This window comes from Streptococcus panodentis (assembly GCF_017884005.1).
Taxonomy (GTDB): Bacteria; Bacillota; Bacilli; order Lactobacillales; family Streptococcaceae; genus Streptococcus; species Streptococcus panodentis.
Window position 1 is genome coordinate 199,568 of the sequence record NZ_QFAY01000001.1, and the last position, 23,213, is coordinate 222,780.

Here is a 23,213-nt window from a genome sequence, read left to right on the forward strand (position 1 = left end):
AAGTATGGCTACAGAAATTGTCATGCCTAAGCTAGGCTTAACGATGACAGAAGGTCTAATCAATGACTGGCTGGTCAAAGAAGGCGACACGGTGGCTGCTGGTCAGCCTGTCTTAGAAATCAGCTCAGAAAAACTGACCAGTGAGGTAGAAGCACCGAGCGCAGGTGTTATACTGAAAATTATCAGCCAGTCAGGTGAAACGGTCCCCTGCAAGCAGGTCATCGCCTGGATTGGCGAAGCGGGCGAAAGCCTGCCAGGTGCAGAAGCAGCAGTCCAAGAAGGACAATCAGAAGACAGCACAGCTGTAGCTGCTTTACCAGAAAAAAACTCAGAGGAGAGCCCGAAAACAGCCGCAGCCAGAGAGCGGGGAGGGCGGATTTTCATCACACCGCTGGCCCGCAAGATGGCCAAGGAAAAGGGCTATGATATTTCCCTGATTGCAGGAAGCGGCGGCAATGGGCGGATTACCCGCCGAGATGTGGAAAACTATCAGCCTCAGGCAGTCCCAGCCAGTCAAGCGGCAGCCGTCTCTGCCGCAGAAGTGCAGACCGCAGCTGACTATGGTGCAGGTTTGACCGGCATGCGCAAGACGATTGCTGAGCGGATGATGGCCAGCCTGCAGACTTCTGCTCAGGTCACACTGCACCGCAAGGCGGACATCAGCAGGCTCATGGTCTTTAGGCAGGATATGAAGGCTCAGGTTTCTTCACCGCTGGAAAATGGGGAAATCAGCATCACAACCCTGCTGACCAAGGCTGCCGCAAAGACTCTGAAAGAGCATCCGCAGCTGAATGCCTGGTATTTCAACGGCCACTATCAGGAGCTGGAGGAAGTCCACATCGGTATCGCGACAGCTCTCAGCGACGGCTTGGTCGTGCCGGTCATCCGTCAGGCTGATAAGCTGACACTGTCTGATCTGGGAGCAGCTATTAAAAATGAAACGCAGCAGGCCCGCAAAGGAAGGCTGGATCCTGCGCTTTACACCGGCTCAACCTTCAGCATCACCAATCTCGGTGCAGCCGGCATCGAATATTTCACACCGATTCTCAATACACCTGAAGTAGCGATTTTGGGTGTTGGCGCCCTGCAAAAGACACTGGCTCTGGATGCAGAAGGGCAAATCTGTGAAAAGCATTTCCTGCCGCTCAGCCTGACCTTCGACCACCAAGTCGTGGACGGTCAGCCGGCAGCAGAATTTCTGGCCGGATTGGCAGACAAGCTGGAAAATCCGTATGACTTGCTATTCTGACCGGAAGATCAGACTGTTGAAGACCTATACTAAGCGTATGAAAAGACCGACTGGCTTGATGGTGTGAGCAGTCGGTCTTTTCTTTCTTATTTCGTCCGCATTTCCCCCTGCGGGAAGTAAGTGCCTTCCGGCATGTCATTGATGATGACATGGACAGCGGATTGGGGTGCGCCGGTATTTCGGACAACAGCCTCGGTCACTTCTTTGGCCAGGGCTTTCTTTTGCTCCAAGCTGCGTCCTTCAAATAGATCAATTTTGACAAATGGCATGATTCTTGTCTCCTTTTTATTTCGATAATATTATTTTATCACAAATGAGGTTTTAAAGAATAGTGAATTGTGGTAAAATAATGTGAAGTAAAAATGGAGATAATGAATTAGCACAGATTACGATATGGCTCAGTTATATTATAAATACGGTACGATGAATTCGGGCAAGACCATTGAAATTTTAAAGGTAGCCCACAACTATGAGGAGCAGGGAAAAGGTGTCGTGATTATGACATCCGCCCTTGACACACGCGACGGTTTTGGCCTGGTTTCCAGCCGCATCGGCATGAAGCGGGATGCACTGGCTATCGAAGACGAGACAGACATTTTCGGCTACATCAAAGGCCTGCCGGAAAAACCTTACTGTCTGCTAATCGATGAAGCTCAGTTTCTGAGGCGGCATCATGTTTATGATTTGGCACGGGTAGTGGATGAGCTGGATGTACCAGTCATGGCCTTTGGGCTCAAAAATGATTTCCGCAATGAACTGTTTGAAGGCTCCAAGCACCTCCTGCTTTTGGCGGACAAGATTGACGAGATTAAGACCATCTGTCAGTTCTGCTCCAAGAAAGCGACCATGGTACTGAGGACAGCTGACGGCCATCCTGTTTACGATGGGGAGCAGATTCAGATTGGCGGCAATGAGACCTATATCTCGGTCTGCCGCAGGCATTATTTTAACCCAGAAATCAAGTATAAAGAGGAGATAAGTGAAAAATGAACATCTATGAACAGCTACAGGCGGTTGAGGATCGCTATGAGGAATTGGGAGAATTGCTGAGCGACCCCGATGTCGTCAGCGATACCAAGCGCTTTATGGAATTATCCAAGGAAGAAGCCAGCAGCCGCGACACAGTAGCAGCCTACCGCGAGTACAAGCGTGTCCTGCAGAATATCACAGATGCTGAGGATATGATAAAAGATGCCTCTGGTGACGCAGACTTGGAGGAAATGGCCAAGCAGGAACTCAAGGATGCCAAGGCTGATAAAGAAGCCTATGAGGAAAAGCTGAAAATCCTCCTCCTGCCCAAGGATCCAAATGACGATAAAAATATTATCTTGGAAATCCGCGGAGCTGCAGGCGGTGATGAAGCCTCCCTTTTTGCCGGTGATTTGCTGACCATGTATCAGAAGTATGCCGAAGCACAGGGCTGGCGCTTTGAGGTCATGGAAGCTTCGATGAACGGTGTCGGCGGCTTCAAGGAAGTGGTGGCCATGGTCTCGGGACAGTCGGTCTATTCCAAGCTGAAATACGAATCCGGCGCCCACCGGGTCCAGCGGGTCCCTGTGACTGAAAGTCAGGGCCGGGTCCACACCTCGACTGCCACGGTGCTGGTCATGCCGGAAATCGAAGAAGTTGAGTACGACATTGACCCCAAAGACCTGCGGGTGGATATCTACCATGCTTCCGGTGCCGGCGGTCAGAATGTCAATAAGGTCGCAACCGCTGTCCGCATCGTCCATCTGCCGACCAATATCAAGGTTGAGATGCAGGAAGAGCGGACCCAGCAGAAGAACCGCGACAAGGCTATGAAGATCATCCGAGCCCGGGTGGCGGATCACTTTGCGCAAATCGCTCAGGATGAACAGGATGCGGAGCGCAAGTCCACCATCGGTACCGGAGACCGCTCCGAGCGGATCCGTACTTATAACTTCCCGCAGAACCGTGTAACCGACCACCGCATCGGCCTGACCCTGCAAAAGCTGGACATCATTCTCTCCGGCAAGCTGGATGAAGTGGTGGATGCTCTGGTCCTCTATGACCAAACTCAGAAATTAGAAGAGCTCAATAAATAATGAAACTTGCCCAAATCTTGGCCGATATGGAGCGGCAGCTGGGGGCAGCCGGCTCAGAGCCTGAAAGCCTGTCTTTTACTTATCGGGCTCTGAACCATCTCTCTTTTACAGACTTTGTCCTCAAGCTGCAGACGGAAGCAGAAGAAGCAGAGCTGCAGCAGCTGCAGACCATCCAAAAGCAGCTTCTGGCCCATCGGCCGGCCCAGTACATCATCGGCAGCAGCGACTTCTGCGGCCTGACCTTGCAGGTGGATGACCGGGTGCTGATTCCCAGACCGGAGACAGAGGAGCTGGTGGAGCTGATACTGGCGGAAAATCCCGACCTTCCTCTGGCGGTCCTGGATATAGGCACCGGCAGCGGGGCGATTGCGCTGGCTCTGGCTGCCCGCCGCAGGCAGTGGCGGCTGACAGCTTCGGATATTTCAGAGGAAGCGCTGGCTTTGGCTGCGGAAAACGCTCAGACTTACGGCCTTGCAGCTGACTTTATCCAGTCGGACTGCTTCGAGAAGATAGCGGGGCGCTATGACATCATCGTGTCCAATCCTCCCTATATCTCAGCCGCTGACAAAGAAGAAGTCGGACCCAATGTGCTGTCCTCTGAGCCACACATGGCTCTCTTTGCAGAAGAAGATGGCTACGCCATTTACCGGAAAATAGCTGAGCAGGCCGAGCCCTATCTGACAGAAAAAGGAAAAATCTATCTGGAAATTGGCTATAAGCAGGGAGCCAAGGTGAGAGAATATTTTGAAAAGTCCTTCCCGCAAAAGCGGGTCCGGGTCCTGCAGGATCAATTTGGCAAGGATAGAATGGTGGCGGTAGATCATGGATAAGATAGAACAGACACTGGCAGAAGGCGGAGCGGCAGTTCTTCCGACGGAGACAGTCTATGGACTGTTTGCCCAAGCCTTGGACCCAAAGGCTGTCCAGCTGGTCTACGAATTAAAACGAAGACCCCGCGACAAGGCTCTCAATCTCAATGTCGCCCTTCTGGAAGACATTTACCGCTTTTCCAAACACCAGCCTGCCTATCTTGACAGGCTCTGTCAGGCCTTTCTGCCAGGGCCGCTGACCATTGTTTTAGAGGCCAATGATCAGGTTCCGATTTGGATTAACTCTGGCTTGAAAACCGTTGGCTTTCGGATTCCCAGCCATCCAGCTACGCTGGATTTGATTGCAAAATTCGGTCCCCTGATCGGTCCATCCGCCAATCTTTCGGGCAGCGCCAGCGGCGTTTCCTTCCGGCAGATTATGATGGATTTTGGGCAGGAGGTTCCCGGTCTGGAAGACGACGCCTTTCTGACTGGTCAGGATTCGACTATTTTGGACCTGTCGGGCCCAAAGGCCCGCATCCTCCGTCAGGGAGCCATCAGCAAAGAAGACATTCTGGACAAGGTTCCGGACATTTGCTTTTAGAAAAGCTTTTCTCTGTGAAGAAAGCGCAGAAGCTGAGACGGCAAGGCCTTGGTCTCGCTAGCTTAAAGCAAAACACTATTCAGGCCATACAGTTTTGAAAACTGCTTGGCCCGCACCAGAAGGGAGATACTTCATGATTTTTGACCAAGACAATTATAAAGAATTTGACGCCGAGCTTTGGCAGGCAGTTGCCCAAGAAGAAGAGCGCCAGCAGCACAATATCGAGCTGATTGCTTCGGAAAATGTCGTTTCCAAGGCCGTTATGGCAGCTCAGGGCTCTATTTTGACCAATAAATACGCCGAAGGCTACCCAGGCCGCCGTTACTATGGCGGAACGGACGTTGTAGACGTCATTGAAAGCCTGGCCATTGAGCGGGCCAAGGAGATTTTCGGTGCCAAGTTTGCCAATGTGCAGCCCCACTCCGGCAGCCAGGCCAACTGCGCAGCCTACATGGCCCTCATCGAGCCAGGCGATACCGTCATGGGGATGGACCTGTCAGCCGGCGGCCACCTGACACACGGTGCTGCAGTCAGCTTTTCTGGCCAGACCTATCACTTCGTATCTTATAGCGTCGATCCTGAGACGGAATTGCTGGATTTTGATGCCATTTTGGCTCAGGCCAAGGAAGTTCAGCCCAAGCTGATTGTAGCAGGGGCGTCGGCCTATTCTCATATCATTGATTTTTCAAAATTCCGCGAAATCGCAGACGCGGTCGGTGCCAAGCTTATGGTGGATATGGCTCATATTGCCGGACTGGTCGCGGCAGGCCTGCATCCCAGCCCGGTGCCCTATGCAGACATTACGACGACCACGACTCATAAAACCCTGCGCGGACCGCGCGGCGGCCTGATTCTGACCAATGATGAGGCCTTGGCTAAGAAGATCAACTCTGCCATCTTCCCAGGCATTCAGGGCGGACCGCTGGAGCATGTCATAGCAGCCAAAGCGGTAGCCTTCAAGGAAGTGCTGGATCCAGCTTTCAAAGTCTATGCTCAGCAGATTTTGGACAATGCTCAGGCCATGGCTCAGGTCTTCCGCCAGCATGACAAATTCCGCGTCATCTCTGACGGCACCGAGAACCATCTCTTCTTGGTTGATGTTACTAAGGTTGTAGAGAATGGGAAAGTCGCTCAGAATCTCTTGGATGAGGTTAATATTACCCTCAATAAAAACTCCATCCCATATGAAACCCTGTCTCCATTTAAGACCAGCGGCATCCGAATCGGGACGGCAGCCATTGCGGCCCGCGGATTTGGCGTGACGGAGAGCATCAAGGTAGCGGAGCTCATTATCAAGGCCTTGGAAAATGCGGAAAATGAAGCCGTGCTCAATCAAGTGCGGGCAGAAGTCAGAGAACTGACAGACGCCTTCCCGCTGTATGAGGGCCTAAACTAAGATGGACATTTATGTAAAAAAAGCGATTATCCATCAGTTCAGCCCAGCAGACACAGACTTGCTGCTGGCGGACAAGCTGCTCAATATCACGCCTAAAATCGAAGAATACCTGCGCAAGAAAATCGAGCGGGTCTACTCTGATGAAGCTAAAACCGGTGTTTTCGATGCGGAAAACATCTTTTTGGCCAACCTTTCGGATGACCTGCTGGAAACTTCCGTCAAGGTGGCCAAGCTCTGGCAGGAGGAGTTTTCTGTCAGTGAACATCAGAAAACCAATGACTTGATTTTTGTGCAGTTTGACAAGGAAGGGGTGGAGCATTTTGCTTTCCTGCGCATCTCACTGCGGGAAACCCTGACCCACTTGGGCGGTGAGCCGGACAATCCAATCAAGCTGACGCAGAACAATCTGCCCGGCTTTGGCACAGGAGCAGATGAAGCGCTGGTAATTAATCTGCAGTCGCGCAAGTATCACCTGATTGAGAAGCGCATCAAGTACAATGGCGCCTTTCTCCATTATTTTTCTGATAATCTCCTGCAGGTCCATCCCACTATTTCGCCTAAGAAATCGATCAAGACGCTGGAAAAAACAGCTCAGCGGATAGCGGAAAGCTTCCATTCTGACGATTTCCAGTTTCAGTCCAAGGTCAAATCCAGCATTTTCAAAAATCTGGAAGAAAATGACGAACTGTCGCCTGAAAAGCTGGCAGATGATCTTTTTGACAGCAATCTGACAGCCAGACTGACCTTTATCGATCAGGTCAAGGAAGCCATTCCCGAACCGGTCAAATTTGATGAAATTGACAGCAGCCGCCAGAAGAAAAAGTTTGAAAATCAGAAACTCTCCCTGTCAAATGGAATTGAACTCATTGTTCCTAACAATATCTATCAGGACGCCGAATCCGTAGAATTTATCCAGAATGACAATGGCACCTATTCCATTTTGATCAAAAATATCGAGGATATTCAAAGTAAATAATGTTTAAAATTTTAAGAAGACTGATTGCGCTGCTGTTGGTGCTCTTTGTAGGCTACAAAATCTATCAGGTCCACCACGATGTCAAGCAGGTGATGCAATATCAGAGCTTGGTCAGAGAAGTGCTGGATGAGCAGGATACAGCAGCCAATGAAGAGCTGGTGCTGGCCATGATTTACACGGAAACCAAAGGTAAGGATACCGATCTCATGCAGTCCAGCGAGAGCGCAACCGGCCAAACCAACTCTATTAATGACAACAAAGAAAGTATCCGGCAGGGGATCCAAACCCTGTCGGACAATCTGGAACTGGCCAGCCAAAAGAAGGTAGATGTCTGGACAGCTGTTCAGGCCTACAACTTCGGTCAGGCTTACATTGACTATGTGGCCAAAAACGGCGGCGAAAATACACTGGAGCTGGCCAAGAAATATTCCAAAGAAGTGGTCGCTCCCAGTCTGGGCAATGTCACCGGAAAAACCTATGGATACTACAATCTCATCTCCATTTTTCACGGTCCGGAACTCTACATCAATGGCGGAAACTATTATTATTCCCGTCAGGTCCGCATGAATATGCACATCATGCGCTTATTGAATTGGTTTTAGAAGGCGGTGGGACAGACGCCCATGATGGCTGCGCCGCCCTCACCCGCAGAGGGATGGATCTTTGGGAAGATACTGTATAAAAAAAGGCTTCAATGCAGGAGCTTTTTGGAGTCTAAAAGACGAACAAAGTTGAGACTTGCTTTGCAAGTCCTATCCGCAACCTCAAAGCAGTGCCTTTGTTGCTCCCTCTCGGAAGCTCTATCTATAACCTCAAAAGCTCCACTGGAGCTTTTGAGCAATCAGCTGCCGCGTCAAGAGTTTTTTACCAAAACAAAGAGAGGCTGAAGGACTTTCGTCCCAGCCTCTTCTTTTTTTGATATTTAGCGCCATGCCAAGCTGCAGCTGAAATTTTAGGCACTTTCCGAAAACTGTACAAGAAAATCTACAAATAAACTGGCAAACTCTGTTAATATATTATATAATAAAAGGAGATAATCAATTCAACGGTTATTATAGGAGTTATCATGAAAAATAGTTTATTTAAGCACTCTCTCAGTCGCTTTTCCATTCGGAAGCTGACTGTTGGGGTTTGTTCTGTTTTGCTGGGCTGTTTCATCCTGGCTGCCAGTCCCGTCGCTCAGGCGGACGAAGCTGTTTGGGATCAGAATGGGCCGATTTCAAGTAGCCCGACTGGTGAAGCGGTGCCAGCAGAAGCCCCTGCACACTCGGCCGATCCAGCAGAGGCTGGCACTCTTCTTGCAGGAAAGGAAGAAAGCGGAAGCACAGATTCTGCAGCTGTGGCGGTCAGTGACACGGCAATGCAAGAACCTGCTGTTTCTGAACTACAGCCCGGCCTCAACTCTCAGCCAACTGCCGAAAAAGAAGTCGCTTCAGAAGCTTCAGCTGATAGAAGTCAGCCGGCATTAGCCATAGATGAAGATGCTGTCAACCGTGAAAAGCAGCCGGCTGCAGAAAACAGTCAGACTGCATCGGCGGATTCTTCCGCCGATGCAAAAGAGGCGCCTGCGCTGCCTGAGGCCAAGGCTGAAGCAGCAGCTCAACGCTTGCGCCGCAGCAAGAGAGACATCGGCTCTGCAGTGAATGCGCAGCTAAAAGCAGATTCAAAAACAACAGATATCCATGCAGTGGACAGCGTGCGCGAAACCTTAACTTTCAGTATTAGCGGCCATGAGGCAGACTATTCCGGCGGCCATATCAAGATTCATTTCCAGAATGGTAAAGCTATTAAAGTAAATCCATCTCCGGTAGGCGGCGTAACATACAGTCAAGAAGCAGTCGGCAATGATTTAAATCTGAAAATAGAACCGGCTAACCTCAAGGGCGGTGCCAGTTATAGCTTTGTTTATACCTTTCAGATGCATGCCCTCACAACAAACTGGGGTGGAGCTGTTCAGGCTATCGGACCGGATCATAAAGTGACGGCAATAGCTGCACTGTATGATAAAAATGGGCAGGAAGTCAAAGAACTGGGCAGACTTGAGCATACCTGGAAAGTGCTGGAAAATGGCGTTGTCGGTGGTACGGCCATGTCTTCCGGCCAAGTGATTGGCTATGATTTGGATAATGACGGGAAGATTGATGACGGTGCATCTGCCTTATCTTTTTATCTCTACAATGGCGTAAAAGATCCAAAAACAAACAATGCTAAGAATGACCACTTTAACTATGGCAATGGTGTATTCGATGGTCGGATGATTAATGGTTTGGGGATAAACGAGGTAGGAGGCAATATTATTGATCCCATTGTTTCCTATACCTATGATGTCGCCTTGAAAGAAGGCTACGAGCTGACAGATGAAGCCAAATCCTTTGGCTGGACTGCAGACGCTGCCGGCTACCATCTGACCATCACCAGAGAAAAGAATCCTCTGAAAGATATTAATAATAACCAAAACAAATATCTCCCCATTTCTTTTCGGCTGAAAGATAGCAAAGTAACAGACATTCATGGGAAGAGACAAACTTTGGAGATTACTGCCACTTATACAAAAGAGGATGCTAGCCAATATCAGAATCAGACTGCCATCCCTTATGACTTAAGAGTTCTGAAGACTGAGCCTAGCCCCCAATCGTTTTATGAGTTCAAACACTATGCTCAAACAGATTCGGAGATAATTCGCTCGCATGGGGAAGCTGAGTATCGTTCTTATGTCAATCTGACAGCAGAAGCAGAAGTCGAAAAAGATTATTCTCTGGACGACTTCACTATGACGCATACGATAAAAGATGAGCGTGAATCATATCGGACAGTCAATGCAATAGAAAACCACCAATGGGACGCAATATTTAGCAATCCCAATGCCTCTGTCGAAGTTTACAACAAGGCTAGCGGCCAATTATTAGGGACATTTAATGATAAGACGCGCAGTCTAAGCCTGACGGAAGAGCAGAATGTAAAAGAGCTGGAGTACAGATTCCTAAATATTTCGATGAAGAAGACAGCCGCTGCTAACACCTCCATTTTTGGCTTCCAGACAAAAACACGCTACAATGATTGGTCCAGTCTTTATAAAAACCAAAGTATTACCAAGTTAGAATCTAAGACAGAGTCTGCCTTCAGTAATAAAGAAAATTCTGTCTCTCTATCGAAGAGCGCAAAGACTGAATTGACACGGGTCGTCCAGCAGGTTTCTATGATTGGCAGGGCTAGAACAGATGTTTTTAACAACCATACTGGCGGTTCTGGATTCAGGGAAGACTATGTGACCGTTGCTGCAGGCAAGCGGATGGGCACTCAGAATTTATCAAACCTGACCGGTGTGCTGCACTTGGCCTATCTGGCGGATCCGCAGCTGAATTTTAGCGGAGACCCTAAGTTTAAGGCTTACTATAATTACAAAGGCACTGGAAAAACGCTCTATTACGCTCAAGTGACTGGATCGCCGGATAAGCCGATTCCAGCCACTCTTTTAAAGCTGGAAAATAAGACGATTCCCAATGGCACCTATACCTATAAAGCGATAGCTTTCTGGGATGAGGAGCTTCCTGATGTCCAAGCTCAAAATGGCTATGATTTGGGCGAGATAGAGGGGATTGCTGTCACTGCAAAGAATTCTGTGTCTTATGATTTCAAGGTTATTGTTCAGGCATCTGAAGCAAGCGGTGTTTATTCTGAGGTCAGAAAGACAGGTGAGCAGCACTATGCCTATCATACTCAAGAGCACTTTGCCAATGATAAGATTGATTTCCGAGTTACCTACAAAAACGCTTCAAAACAGGCGGTTTCTGATGTCTATGTTCTCTCTTCCTTGCCGATGAAGGGCGACAAGCAACTCGAATCAAAAAACCGCGGCTCCGAATTTACGGTGAATTTGACCAAAGCAGTGACACCGCCGGCAGGCTGGGAAGTCCAGTACAGCCGTCAAGCTGGTACGGCCGCAGAAATTCAGAAATCGGAATGGCTGACAGCAGCTGAAGTGACAGACTGGTCTGCGATCCGTGCTGTCCGCTGGTATTCAAAAGGGGAAATCACTGCTGGAAGCACGGTTCAGTTTACAATCGAAGAGGCCCTGATCACTAATCATGCAGCGCCAAATGCCAAGGCCTATCTCTCATCTGCCATGGCCAATGGGAAGTCAGCTTATTCAGAATCAAATAACGTATCCATTCAAATATCAGATGCCCTGACTACCGCCCGATTTACTTATCTTGATGTCAATGACCCTGCCAAACCTGTCCAGCTGGGAGATGTGGATACTGTAACCGGTATGCCAAATGGCGACATCGCTTATAATCCGTCTGTTCGTATCAAGGCCTTGACAGATGCAGGCTATGAATTGGTCGAAGATGGTTTTACGGAAAAGCAATTTGGCGCTCCGAAAAGTACGAAAGATTTCTATTTCAAATTTAAGCATCAGCTGACAAAAGAGACCGAAACTATTCGTGCTACCCGCCATATCAAGTACGAATACGATCCCAAAGCCCAAAATCCTGATTTATCTCTGCTTCCTGCTCAGATAGATCAGACACGCGCTTTCACTCGGACCAAGACAGTGGACCAAGTTCTTGCCAAAGCACATCCCGGCGATCCCGCAGCTGGCCTGACATACTCAGAATGGTCGGAAGATCAGACCTGGCCAGACAATCCTTCGCCTGAAATTCCAGGCTATCTTGCAAGTGAAGATATTGAGTCAGAAGGGATGACAGGAGAGGGGGCACTGTTTGAATATGAGGTATCAGCGGATGAACCAAATGAAGAAGCCTTAGAAAAAGAATTTTCTTGGGAGCGGATTGTCTACTATAGCCCGCTGCCCGTTGTCCCCGCAGCTGCAGAAGCAAAAACGAAAGGAATCCAAGGACAGCAGCAGACAGCCGCCATTAAATTTGACCAAGAAAGAAGTGATGAGACGGAAATTCACTTTACCAAAGGAAGCACAGCCGTTAACGGCGTTCAAAAATCCGTCCAACTGGACCCGAGCAGCGTCTTTCTTTACGACGAAAATCAGCAAAAGGTCACTTCCTTAACGATTGCTGATCAGGGAACCTATGAGCTTGATAGAGCCAAGCAGACCATCACATTTACGCCGCTAAAGACCTTTGTCGGCCAAGCCAAGCCCGTCCAAGTGGGCATTGCAGACAAAAACGGTCAAACAGCAGTGACCACCTACAGTCCACTAGTTGAAAAAGTGACACCGATTGGAAAAGATGCCAGCAGCAGCGGCCCGCAGGGGATTCCGCAGACAGGCAAGCCGAGCTTTGAGGGCGGTGACCCGCTGGTGCCGATTGACGAAACTGCAGCGCCAGTATTTGAAGATGGCTCAAAAACGAAGATGATTCCCAATCAAGGCACCTATACCATCGCAGCAGATGGAACCGTGACCTTCACGCCCGAAAAGTCATTTTCCGGCACAGCAGACGCAGTGACAGTGAAACGCTATGATAAGAACGGAAGCCCTGTCACTGCTGCCTACAGGCCGAACTTTACTCCAGTCAGGCCGACAGGAAGCGGTGCTGAATCAGAAGGAATCCAAGGACAGATCCAAGAAGGACAAGTTACTTTCACGCCTGGGCATCCCCTCGTGCCATTCCCGGCCGGCTCCACTCCGCTGTTTGACAACGGCCTGGCTGTCAAAGAAATTCAGCATGTTGGAAGATTTAAAGCAGATGCCAAAGGCAAGGTCCTGTTTACGCCAGATAAGCAGTTTACAGGGCAAACACCAGCGTTAACCTTAACACATATCGATGCCAATGGCACACCTGTTACTGTTAAGTATCGCGCCACTGTCAGAGCAGTCATCCCAACAGCTCAAGGCGCAGAAAGCGAGGGCATTCAGGGAGCGGTCCAAACTGGTCAACTAACCTTTGCGGCTGGCCATGTCCTGGTTCCCATCGACACAGCGATTCTTCCTACTTTTGATAATGGAGAGCAGACCAAGACAGTTGCTGGGGTTGGGACTTATACTGTCAATAGTCAAGGCTTGGTAACCTTTACACCATCACCTGCTTATACAGGCCGTCCAGATGCGGAGACTGTTCAGCGAGTCGATACAAATGGCACGGTTGTTGCAGCAACCTATCAAGCAGAAGTCAAAGCGGCGATTCCAAGCGCTGCAGATGCGAGCTCAGTCGGTATTCAGGGAAAAGCACAGACAGGCCGTCTGGTCTTCGCAGAAGGTTCTGCAACTATCAATGGCCAAAAAATAAGCGTTCCCTTTAACAATGACGGACTGAAATTCTTAGTCAATGGCCGGCTTGTCAATCCCCATACTTTAGAAGTTGCCAACGACGAAGGCAAGAAAGTTGGTACCTATAGCCTGCAGCAGGATGGAAGGGTGACTTTCCAACCAGAACCGGATTTCTTTGGCACACCAAAACCTGCGACCGTTCGTGTCACAGATCAAAACGGCCTTACTGCTGACGCGGTCTACAGTCCGCAGGTCTTAGAAGCTCGGCCCAGCGCTGCAAATGATGAGACAATCGGGAAGCAAGGCCAAGTCCAACACGGAAGAGTGGTCTTCACAGAAGGCACAGCTGAAGTAAATGGCCAAACAGAAAAAGTGGGCTTCCCGGCCGGCTCCACTCCGCTTTTTGATAATAATAGCTCAATTAAGAAGGTTCCAAACGTCGGTCAATTTGAAGTCGATGTTGAAGGCAATATTACGTTTACTCCTGAAAAACAATTCACAGGCACAACACCTGAAATAATCCTTGTTCGGACAGATGAAAATGGAAGTAAGGCTGCAGCTGCTTATAAAGCAAGGGTTACAGCGGTCACTCCTACAGGCACTAATGCCAGCAGCAGCGGTCCGCAGGGGATTCCGCAGACAGGAAAGCCAAGTTTCACAGCCGGTGACCTGCTGGCGCCAATCGATGACAGCGTAGAGCCAAGCTTTGACGACGGCACGAAGGAGAAAACTATTGCGGGTCAGGGGACCTATACCATCGCAGCCGACGGCACCGTCACTTTCACGCCAGACAAGCAGTTCGTCGGTCGTCCAGATCCAGTGACGGTCAGACGTGTGGATCAGAACGGTACGGCAGTGACGGCCACTTACAGTCCAGACTTTACCAAGGTAAGGCCAAGCAGTACCAATGCTGAGTCTACAGGTCTTCAGGGTCAACCGCAAAAAGGAACACCTATTTTCACATCTGGCGATCCAAATGTGCTGTTGGACAATGATATTCCCACCACCTTTGAGGACGGCAGCATCCGCAAGGAAGTGCCGAATGTCGGTATCTTTGAGCTGGCAGCCGACGGCACCGTCACTTTCACGCCAGACAAACAGTTCGTCGGCAGGCCAGATCCAGTGACGGTCAAACGTGTAGATAAAAACGGTACGCCCGTGACGGCGACTTACACACCGACAGTTGAGAAGGTGGCTCCGATAGGTGAAGATGCGGCATCTACCAATATCAAAGGCCTTGCGCAGACGGGCAAACCTATCTTCCAAGCAGGCAATCCGTTGGTGCCAATCGACGAAACAGTCGAGCCGGCCTTCGATGACGGAAGCAAGGAAATAACGATTCCGGGTCAGGGTACTTACACCATCGCAGCTGACGGCACGGTGACCTTCAGGCCAGAAGCTGATTTTATCGGTCAGGGCACCGGCGTGACCGTTGTCCGCCGTGATCGCAATGGCACACTAGTCACCGCTCGCTATCTGCCGACAGTGGTGGCACCATCCAGCAGCCAAGACACTTCATCAGTCGGCCGCAAGGGAGAAGTGCAAACCGGCACACCAATCTTTGAGGGAGCGATTGACCAGGCAGTGGCTCCGGCTTTTGACGACGGCAGCACCGAAAAGGTTGTGCCAGGTGAGGGAACTTACAAGTTCGCGATGCTGGGCGCAGTGACCTTCGTGCCGGAAGCCGACTTTGTCGGAACCGCCCGCGGAGTTGTCGTCAAACGGTTGGATATTTATGGCAATGCCGTGACCGCGACCTATACTCCGACTGTTTTAGGAAGCACGGCTACAGAAGATACTGGAAGTACAGGCTTCAGAGGTCAGCCGCAGACTGGAAAACCAATCTTTGAAGGCGACGTGGACCCAATCGTGCCGCCGACATTTGAAGATGGCAGCACCGAAAAAGTCGTATCAGGCGAAGGGACTTATACCATCGCAGCTGACGGCACGGTGACCTTCAGGCCAAATCCGAACTTTATCGGCCAAGCGACAGGCGTGACAGTCGTTCGCAAAGACCGCAACGGGAATACCATTTCCGCGGCTTACACCCCGACCGTGACAGAGCTTTCTGTACCAGCAGAAGCTCCGGACCGTCCAAGCCAGCCGGCTCAGCCTGCACCACCAGCGCTGACTAAGAGCGCGGCTCCAAGAGCACTTCCGCAGACCGGTACAGAAGAAACTTCCTACCTAGCTGCAGGCCTGCTTGCAGGAACAGCTGCTTTGGGACTGATTGGGCTGGCTAAAAGACAGGAAAAATCGAAAGAGTAAAAAGTGATTTTCATTTTTTCTCCTAGAGAAAAGCCTCAATCCAGTTACTTGTAAGACGGATAGATCCATGATATAATTTTGTAGATTTATCGTAAAAAGGAAAGAAAAATGAAGAAGAAACTGGGTTTCAAGCTGCTCGTCCTGCTCATATTAGCAATTGTTGGCCTGACAGCATTTTATACTCATAGAGAATCGGCGGAGCTGGATACGAAAAACTATGTCCAGTCCACGACGCCGACTCTCTTTTTCCACGGTTATGGATCCAGTGCCAATGCAGCCAAGCATATGACAGAAGCCGCCAGAAAAGCCGGTGTAACTCAGACTATTATCGTTGCCAATGTCAGCAGGACCGGCCAAGTAAGCTTACAGGGAGAGATTCCCAAAGGAGCTGTCAATCCTATCGTCAGGGTCAACTATGAGGACAACCGCAATCCTGACTATGCCCAGGACGGCCAATACGCAGCAGCTGTTGTCCGTAAACTGCAGGAAACTTATGGCTTCAAGCAAATGAACTTTGTCGGCCACTCTATGGGGAACATGTCCATTTTCTTTTATATGCTGGAAAACAGCCAGGACGAACAGCTTCCTCAGCTGCAAAAACAGGTCAATATTGCCAATCATGTCAACGGCCTGGAAGGAATGGATCTGCCTGAAAACCTAACCATTGCAGACGAAGAAACGGGCCAGCCCAGTGCCATGAGCCAGACCTACCAGACACTGCTGGGACTGCGCGAAATCTATCCGCAGGATCAGGTAGATGTTCTCAATATTTACGGCGATTTTAAAAAGGAATCAGACGGATCGGTCCTCAATGTCTCCTCCCGCAGTCTTAAGTACCTGCTGGCAGACAATGCCAAATCCTATCAGGAAAAAAAGATGACCGGCCAGCTGGCTCAGCACAGCAAGCTGCGGGAAAATCCAGAAGTAGAAGAGCTGCTGATTGACTTCCTTTGGGGCAAGTAAAACAGCTGCTGGAAAGAAATCCGGCAGCTGTTTTTTCTTTGAACTTATGAGAGAAATATTGTAAAATGTATCTATTATCCTAAGCAATTAGCGAGGATAAGACTAACTCCCATCCTTGCAGAGTCTAGCTGATGTCCTCTGAAAGAAAACCAATGGAGCGGAGATTGCGCTCAAGAAACAGAAAGCAGAGAAATTCAGATAAAACAGGCTATAGAAAAGGTTATAGAGCTTGGAGATCTATAGCGGGAGGAAAAGAGGAAAGAATATGAAATTCAAAAAAACTTTACTGACAGCAGGGGCCTTCTTGGCCGCTCTCTTTACTATCTCGACAGCATCAGCTGACAGCAATGTTCAGAAAGTCATTGACGAAACCTATGTTCAGCCTGAATATGTACTGGGCTATTCTTTGGATGACAGTCAGAAAGAACAGACGCTGCAGCTGCTGGGCTACAATTCAGCGAGCGACACCAAGCCGCTCAAAACCATGACGCCGGATGTCTACTCCAAGATCATGAATGTGGCCAATGACTCCAGCCTGCAGCTCTATTCGTCTGTAAAAATCCAAAAATTGGGCAGCAATCAGGCACTGGAGGTCAAAATTGTAACACCGCAGAATATCACCAAGGTGACAGAAGACATGTACCGCAATGCAGCTGTTACGCTGGGCGTACAGCACGCGCAGATTACCGTAGCCGCACCAATCCCTGTGACCGGTGAGAGCGCCTTGGCTGGAATTTACTACTCTTTGGAGGATAACGGTGCCACCGTCCCTCAGGAAAGCAAGGACTTGGCTCAGGAAGAACTGTCTGCCCTCTCCAATATCAATGCAGAAAATACCGGCAAAGAAGGCTATGATGCAGACAAGCTCAATGTCGCACTGGCCGACATTAAGTCAGCAGTTGCCAATGCCAAGAAAAACAGCAGCAATCTGACCGAAGAAGATGTCCGCAAAATTGTAGAGGAAACCCTGAAAAACTACGGACTGACAGAGTCCGTCACCAGCGACCAGATCAATCTGATTGTCAACTTTGCGGTCAACCTCTCAAACAGCGGAATCATCACAGATGCTGACTTTACCAAAACGCTCAGCGACTTGAAAGACAGCATCGTGTCAAAAGCAGGAGATACGTTCAACAATATCAACCTCAACTTTGATGCTAACGGCTTGATTCAGGAAGGCGGCAATTTCTTCAGTAATATCTGGAATGCCATTGTCAACTTCTTCAAGGGACTGTTGGGCGGCTAATACCAGCATCACCTGCAAGACTGCAGCTGAGAATTATTTAAAAAGAATAGAAAACGAATGATGGCAGCCTGTAAAATTCTCACTGTCATTCATTCGTTTTCTTGCTTATTCCAATGCTTATCATTGGGCTTTTTCAGCGGTTTCCCAACTCTTAGAAGAATTTTTGTGACTCGGATTCGATCAGGCAGATTTGACGCAGTCAGCTCTTTAAAATAAGGAAACGAAGGAGCAGTAGGAGGCAGAGATGGCCTGGATAAAAGGCATAGAAGCCCCATTTGACCCAAGCCGGACAGTAGCCGCGCCGGCCATTATAGGCTTTTAAAAGCGGTATGGTCAGCAGAAGGCCAAATGTGGCAGCCATATCATAGAGCAGAAGGGATTTCTGATAAAGCAGAAAAGAGCAAAGAAAGAGAGCAGCATAGGTCAGCGTCAGACTGACAATTGGACCAGTCACGCCGTCCTGCCTTTGACGGTACTGATAAAAGCTGGCAATCAGCAAAATGCCGACAAAGCCCCAATCCCATCCCCAGCTGAGGCAGGCAAATAGAAAAATCAGCACATGCTGCAGCAGGGGCTTGGACACGCGCTCCAAGAGCATGAGCAGCAGCAGACCAAGCAGCAGAGTGCAGAGGATATTATTGAAAGGAAAAATCGGCCGCTCGGGATAAAAGAGGTAATGAAAGGGCAGGATGGACAGCAGCCAAAACACTGTCAGCCGCAGGGCGTACCTCTCTTTGTTTCTGCTATACTGAAAGCCTTGGACCAGCAGGTAGGCCATGATTGGAAAGGCCAGCCGGCCAATCACTTCTGTCAGCAGATAAAGAGGCAAATTCTCCCCATCAGCATTCAGGACATGGCCTAGATGATTGATAAACATAGCTGTAATCGCCAGCAGTTTTAAATGAAAAGCATTCAGTCCCTTCTTCATAGTCCGCTCCTTGTTTGAATTTGATTTTCGAAGAGTATTACTAGGCATTATATAAGAATCCCATCCCAGAGTCAATGCTGAAACGGCTCTTTTTCTGGATGATAAAGAAAAAAGGACCCGCTGCTTGGTTTATCCTTAAAATTGGATCAAACCCAGTGCAAGTCCTTTTTGTCTATGCTTGCTTTTTCTTTTCTCGCTGAGCTGCCCAAGGCAGGAGCAGACCCAGAGCCAGAAGTGCAATCGGCGTAATAATATTGGTGGCTAGACTGAACCACCATTCGGTCGGGTGGGTCGCAAAGTCAACCTGAGGCGCCATGCCTAAAATGCAGGCAAAGGCCGTGAAGGCAAAGCCCCAAGCTCCCACCAGAAAACCAAGCAGCGGACGTTTGACAAACTTATACTCCGCATTCTTAAAACTGTCCCAATGGCGGTAGAGGAACATATAGGCCAGAAATACCCAGAGGAAGCAAAGAGGTGATACGATAGCGTTGAGATTGGTCATCCAAACGACCAGGCCGTCAATTTCTTTAAGGCCAAAGAGCGGCAGAATGATGATAATGCCAACCAGAACCCCCGTCAGCAGATAGCCGTTGATAAGCATGCCGGACTTGGTCCGCTTGCGCAGCCAGCTGGGGATAAAATCCTCATCAGCACTGCCCAAAAAGATTTGCAGAGGCGCATCAATACAGATGGCCAGAGTAGAGGCTTGCCCGATAAATTGGGTCAGGCCGTAAATGGTCACCAAGAAATTCCCTATGCCCCAGTGCTGGCCCAGAACGGCAAAAGCTTGATAAGCACCATTGCGCATCAAATCACCCGGTATGTGGTTGCTGTCAAAAATCATGGCCATGGCAAAGGAACCAAAGATAGCGCAAGCTCCGATGATAATAGCCATGGCAATCATTCCTTTGGGAAAGCCCTTGGCAGGATTTTTGACCTTATTGACATAAGGCGAAATAGCTTCCGCTCCGCCGACAGAAAAGACTAAAAGGGCAATCGTCGTAAAGTAGGAAAAGTCAAATTTGGGAATGTAGGTAGAAACCTGATCCATATTAGCTGTCGCCAGCTGCAGATCCGACTTGATAAAAGGCACCCCCGCAGCCAGCAGGATAAAGAGCACAGACATGATCAGCATGGTGCTGCCGGCCAGAGTCCCCAAAAATTTCAATGCCTGCAGTCCCTTGGTGGAGATATAGAGCAGCAGCACAAAGGTAAAGAGACAGAGGGCAACCAAAACCGGCATGGACAGACTGCCGACAAATTCACCATTTCCCTGAATAATCCAGCCCAGAGCGATAAGGATACTCTGCGGTTTTTGAGCCAAATAAGGAATCTGCACCACCCAGTAAGTCCAGGCGGCGAAGAAAGCCAGCTGCTTCGTTGAAGTGTGTTTTATCCAATCGCTGACCCCGCCTTCGCTGTCTTTGAAGGTGGAGCCCAGCTGACCAACCATGAGAGTATAGGGAACAAAGTAGATAATAAGCAGCACAATCCAGGACGTAATGACGACAATCCCCTGCTGCGCAAAGTTATTCACTACATTGCCCAAGCTCCAGGTAATGTTGAAAGCAATCAGGGCAATCATCAGCCAGCTGATCTGTTTAGAATCTTTTTCCATACAGCTTCCTCCTTTCGCTTTCTCACTTATCTGAGAAAGCATACCACACTTTAAAAATAAAGATAGAACTTTTCAATTTTTATTATAACATTTTAAGCGCAAAAGATAAAGCGCTTACATTTATTTTTCTCATATTTTTATATTAATGTTTGAGGGAGAGAAACTGCAGTAGAAAGAACAGTAAAGCCCCTGAAATCAAGGGCTTTACTGGAAATCGACTCAAATCTGCTGTTTTGATTGGTATTGGCTGACAGGAATAATCCGTCTTATTCCCACTCTACTGTTGCAGGCGGTTTGCTGGTGATATCGTAGACGATGCGGTTGACGTGATCGACTTCATTGACAATGCGGACGGAGATTTTCTGCAGAACTTCCCAAGGGATTTTGGCAAAGTCAGCTGTCATGCCGTCAATAGAAGTGATAGCACGGATGGCAATGGTATAGTCGTAGGTCCGGCCGTCCCCCATGACACCGACAGAGCGAACACCCGTATTGACGGTGAAATACTGCCAGATGTCGCGGTCCAGCCCAGCCTTAGCGATTTCTTCGCGGAGAATGGCATCCGATTCGCGGACCGTTTCCAGTTTTTCCTCTGTGATTTCGCCCATGACGCGGATAGCAAGACCTGGTCCTGGGAATGGCTGTCGCCAGACGATTTCATCCGGCATGCCAAGCTCTGTCCCCAAGGCACGAACTTCGTCCTTGTAGAGCGTATTGAGGGGCTCAATCAGCTGGAACTGCATGTCTTCTGGCAGGCCGCCCACATTATGGTGCGACTTAATGGTCTGCGCTGTGTCGGTCCCAGACTCGATGACATCCGTATAGAGCGTGCCCTGAGCCAGAAACTTCACATCTTTAAGCTTGCTGGCTTCGTCGTCAAAGACATAGACAAATTCATTGCCGATGATTTTGCGCTTTTGCTCAGGATCCGAAACGCCGGCTAATTTATCAAGGAAACGCTTGGCAGCATCCGCTTTGACAATATTGAGACCGAACTTGCCGCCCAGCATCTCCATGACCTGATTCGCTTCGCCTTTGCGGAGCAGTCCGTGGTCCACAAAGATACAGATGAGCTGGTCGCCGATGGCTTTCTGCAGCAGCACGCCGACCACGGAAGAATCAACACCGCCGGAAAGTCCCAGCAGGACTTTCTTGTCTCCTACCGTCTGACGGATTTTCTTGATTTCCATGTCAATGAAATTATCCATGGACCAATCGCCCTTGGCCCCGCAGACAGTCAGGGCAAAATTGCGCAGAATATCATAGCCGAACTCAGAATGACGCACTTCCGGGTGGAACTGAATACCGTAAATCTTCTTTTCAGCATTTTCAATAGCCGCAAAAGGACAGTCAGCTGAAGTACCGGTCCGCAGGAAACCGTCCGGAATCTCCGTCACCGCATCACCGTGGCTCATCAGGACCAGCTGCTGATCAGGGGTAGCGGCAAAAAGCTTAGAATCAGCAGTATGAGTGAGGGTAGACTGGCCGTATTCACGGTTGCCGGCATGGCCTGCCGGTACCACCTTGCCGCCCAGCTTGTGAGTCAGCAGCTGCATGCCGTAGCAAATCCCCAGAATGGGAATCCCCAGCTCAAAAATTTCCGGATCAATATCAAAGGAACCTGACTCATAGACAGAGTTGGGGCCTCCAGAGAGGATAATGCCGACAGGATGGATGGCACGAATCTCAGCGGCGCTGATCTTGTGGCTTTTGAGCTCAGAAAAAACACCGATTTCACGGATACGGCGCGAAATCAGCTGATTGTACTGACTGCCGTAGTCCAGCACGATGATTTTTTCGACATCTTGCAATTCAGTTGTAGGGGTCATCTTTTTCCTTTCTTAAAAGAAGTATCTTTCCTCTCATTTTATCACAAAAAGGGAATTTTTCCAAGGTCATAAAAGCTAATAAACTGCCAAAAGCGATTGAATAGTCCAAAATAAGAGGGCTTATTCGATAAGAAAAAACCTCTTCTCTAGAAATAGTGATTTTATGCAGATTTTCTTGTACTTTAGTTTGACTTTTGAACTATTTGGTACTAAAATAAAGTGAAGCGAAAAAAACATGAGGAAATCAAGAAAGAAGAATCCAGATGTTACCTGCATATATGAAAATCCATGACCAGCTCAAGAAGGAAATTGACGAAGGAATCTGGGAAATCGGCGAGCGCCTGCCCAGCGAAAGAGATCTGGCAGAACGATTTGAGGTCAGCCGGATGACGCTGCGTCAGGCCGTCACTCTTTTGGTAGAAGAAGGCGTACTGGAACGGCGAGTCGGCAGCGGAACCTATGTGGCCAGCACACGCGTTCAGGAAAAGATGCGCGGTACCACCAGTTTTACCGAAATCATGAAGTCGCAGGGCAAAACACCGTCCAGCCAGCTGATTTCCTACCGCCGTACCCTGCCCAGTGAGCAAGAAGTGGAAAAGCTGGGCATCCATAAGACGGAAAATGTTATCCGAATGGAGAGGGTCCGCTATGCCGATGACCTGCCAGTTGTTTATGAAGTGGCCTCCATTCCTGAGAAGTTCATCAAAAATTTTAAGAAAGAAGAAGTTACCAGCCATTTCTTCCAGACTCTGCAGGAGCATGGTTACAAGATTGGCAAGTCCCAGCAGACGATTTATGCCCGCCTGGCCAAGGAAAAAATCGCCAATTATCTGGAAATCCCCCGAGGACAGGCCATTCTGGGCCTGACCCAGATTTCCTATCTGGACGACGGCACGGCCTTTGAATATGTTAAAAGCCAATATGTCGGCGAACGTTTTGAGTTTTATCTGGAAAATAATTGATGAATGCCCATTCCCCTTGGCAAGCCGCCAGGGGTTTTTAGTTTGTCTGAGTCCGACTGGCAGGCCGCTGTTTATCTGCCCATAGCTGTCAAAATATTTTTTCTCCATTGGC

The 23,213-nt window shown here is 49.2% G+C and carries 15 protein-coding genes and 1 pseudogene; 12 read left to right on the forward strand and 4 right to left on the reverse strand.

All coding sequences use genetic code 11. The features are described from left to right. Nucleotides 1-4 precede the first annotated feature (4 nt). On the forward strand, nucleotides 5-1,249 hold the full coding sequence (locus DHL47_RS00850; RefSeq protein ID WP_209550566.1) for a dihydrolipoamide acetyltransferase family protein: 1,245 nt from the start codon (nucleotides 5-7) through the stop codon (nucleotides 1,247-1,249). Between the two features lie 86 nt (nucleotides 1,250-1,335). On the opposite strand, the pseudogene DHL47_RS00855 reads toward DHL47_RS00850, so the two are convergent. After that, nucleotides 1,336-1,533 (reverse strand): annotated as a pseudogene (locus DHL47_RS00855) (4-oxalocrotonate tautomerase); the annotation flags it as partial. A 109-nt stretch (nucleotides 1,534-1,642) separates the two neighbouring features. On the opposite strand from DHL47_RS00855, the gene DHL47_RS00860 reads away from it, so the two are divergent. The 10 genes from DHL47_RS00860 (at nucleotide 1,643) to DHL47_RS00905 (ending at nucleotide 17,764) form a co-directional block, all read left to right on the forward strand. Next, entirely contained in the window at nucleotides 1,643-2,239 is a 597-nt protein-coding gene (locus DHL47_RS00860; protein ID WP_209550568.1) for a thymidine kinase, read from the forward strand. Next, nucleotides 2,236-3,315: a peptide chain release factor 1 gene (gene prfA, locus DHL47_RS00865; RefSeq protein ID WP_209550569.1), complete on the forward strand. Its 1,080-nt coding sequence runs from the start codon at nucleotides 2,236-2,238 to the stop codon at nucleotides 3,313-3,315. The genes DHL47_RS00860 and prfA overlap by 4 nt, the downstream gene beginning before the upstream one ends. Then, nucleotides 3,315-4,145 (forward strand): peptide chain release factor N(5)-glutamine methyltransferase, encoded by an 831-nt coding sequence (gene prmC / locus DHL47_RS00870; RefSeq protein WP_209550570.1) that lies wholly within the window; start codon nucleotides 3,315-3,317, stop codon nucleotides 4,143-4,145. Before prfA ends, prmC begins: the two co-directional genes overlap by 1 nt. Beyond that, the gene (locus tag DHL47_RS00875) at nucleotides 4,138-4,728 is read left to right on the forward strand and encodes an L-threonylcarbamoyladenylate synthase (RefSeq protein ID WP_209550571.1); all 591 of its coding nucleotides are present in this window, start codon (nucleotides 4,138-4,140) and stop codon (nucleotides 4,726-4,728) included. Before prmC ends, DHL47_RS00875 begins: the two co-directional genes overlap by 8 nt. A 133-nt stretch (nucleotides 4,729-4,861) precedes the next feature. Continuing rightward, nucleotides 4,862-6,124: a serine hydroxymethyltransferase gene (gene glyA, locus DHL47_RS00880; protein WP_209550572.1), complete on the forward strand. Its 1,263-nt coding sequence runs from the start codon at nucleotides 4,862-4,864 to the stop codon at nucleotides 6,122-6,124. A 1-nt stretch (nucleotide 6,125) separates the two neighbouring features. Beyond that, complete coding sequence (locus tag DHL47_RS00885; RefSeq protein WP_209550573.1) at nucleotides 6,126-7,100, forward strand: nucleoid-associated protein; 975 nt, start codon at nucleotides 6,126-6,128, stop codon at nucleotides 7,098-7,100. Next, complete coding sequence (locus DHL47_RS00890; RefSeq protein WP_128837631.1) at nucleotides 7,100-7,702, forward strand: lysozyme family protein; 603 nt, start codon at nucleotides 7,100-7,102, stop codon at nucleotides 7,700-7,702. The genes DHL47_RS00885 and DHL47_RS00890 overlap by 1 nt, the downstream gene beginning before the upstream one ends. Nucleotides 7,703-8,166: 464 nt before the next feature. Beyond that, on the forward strand, nucleotides 8,167-15,555 hold the full coding sequence (locus DHL47_RS00895) for a YSIRK-type signal peptide-containing protein (protein ID WP_209550574.1): 7,389 nt from the start codon (nucleotides 8,167-8,169) through the stop codon (nucleotides 15,553-15,555). A 108-nt stretch (nucleotides 15,556-15,663) separates the two neighbouring features. Next, nucleotides 15,664-16,518: an alpha/beta hydrolase gene (locus DHL47_RS00900; protein WP_209550575.1), complete on the forward strand. Its 855-nt coding sequence runs from the start codon at nucleotides 15,664-15,666 to the stop codon at nucleotides 16,516-16,518. Between the two features lie 265 nt (nucleotides 16,519-16,783). Further along, nucleotides 16,784-17,764 carry a DUF1002 domain-containing protein gene (locus tag DHL47_RS00905; protein ID WP_128837633.1) on the forward strand — a complete coding sequence of 327 codons (981 nt, stop codon included), beginning with the start codon at nucleotides 16,784-16,786 and terminating at the stop codon, nucleotides 17,762-17,764. Between the two features lie 199 nt (nucleotides 17,765-17,963). On the opposite strand, the gene DHL47_RS00910 is transcribed toward DHL47_RS00905, so the two are convergent. The 3 genes from DHL47_RS00910 to guaA all read right to left on the reverse strand — a co-directional run bounded on the left by DHL47_RS00910 (nucleotide 17,964) and on the right by guaA (nucleotide 22,139). After that, nucleotides 17,964-18,692, reverse strand: coding sequence for a TraX family protein (locus DHL47_RS00910; protein WP_209550576.1), 729 nt, complete (start codon nucleotides 18,690-18,692; stop codon nucleotides 17,964-17,966). Nucleotides 18,693-18,864: 172 nt separating this feature from the next. After that, nucleotides 18,865-20,310 carry an APC family permease gene (locus tag DHL47_RS00915; protein WP_209550577.1) on the reverse strand — a complete coding sequence of 482 codons (1,446 nt, stop codon included), beginning with the start codon at nucleotides 20,308-20,310 and terminating at the stop codon, nucleotides 18,865-18,867. Between the two features lie 266 nt (nucleotides 20,311-20,576). After that, nucleotides 20,577-22,139, reverse strand: a complete 1,563-nt coding sequence (gene guaA / locus DHL47_RS00920; protein ID WP_209550578.1) for a glutamine-hydrolyzing GMP synthase — start codon at nucleotides 22,137-22,139, stop codon at nucleotides 20,577-20,579. A 263-nt stretch (nucleotides 22,140-22,402) separates the two neighbouring features. Here guaA and DHL47_RS00925 point away from each other — a divergent pair, with 263 nt between their 5' ends. After that, nucleotides 22,403-23,101, forward strand: a complete 699-nt coding sequence (locus DHL47_RS00925) for a GntR family transcriptional regulator (protein WP_128837637.1) — start codon at nucleotides 22,403-22,405, stop codon at nucleotides 23,099-23,101. The last annotated feature ends 112 nt before the right edge of the window (nucleotides 23,102-23,213 follow it).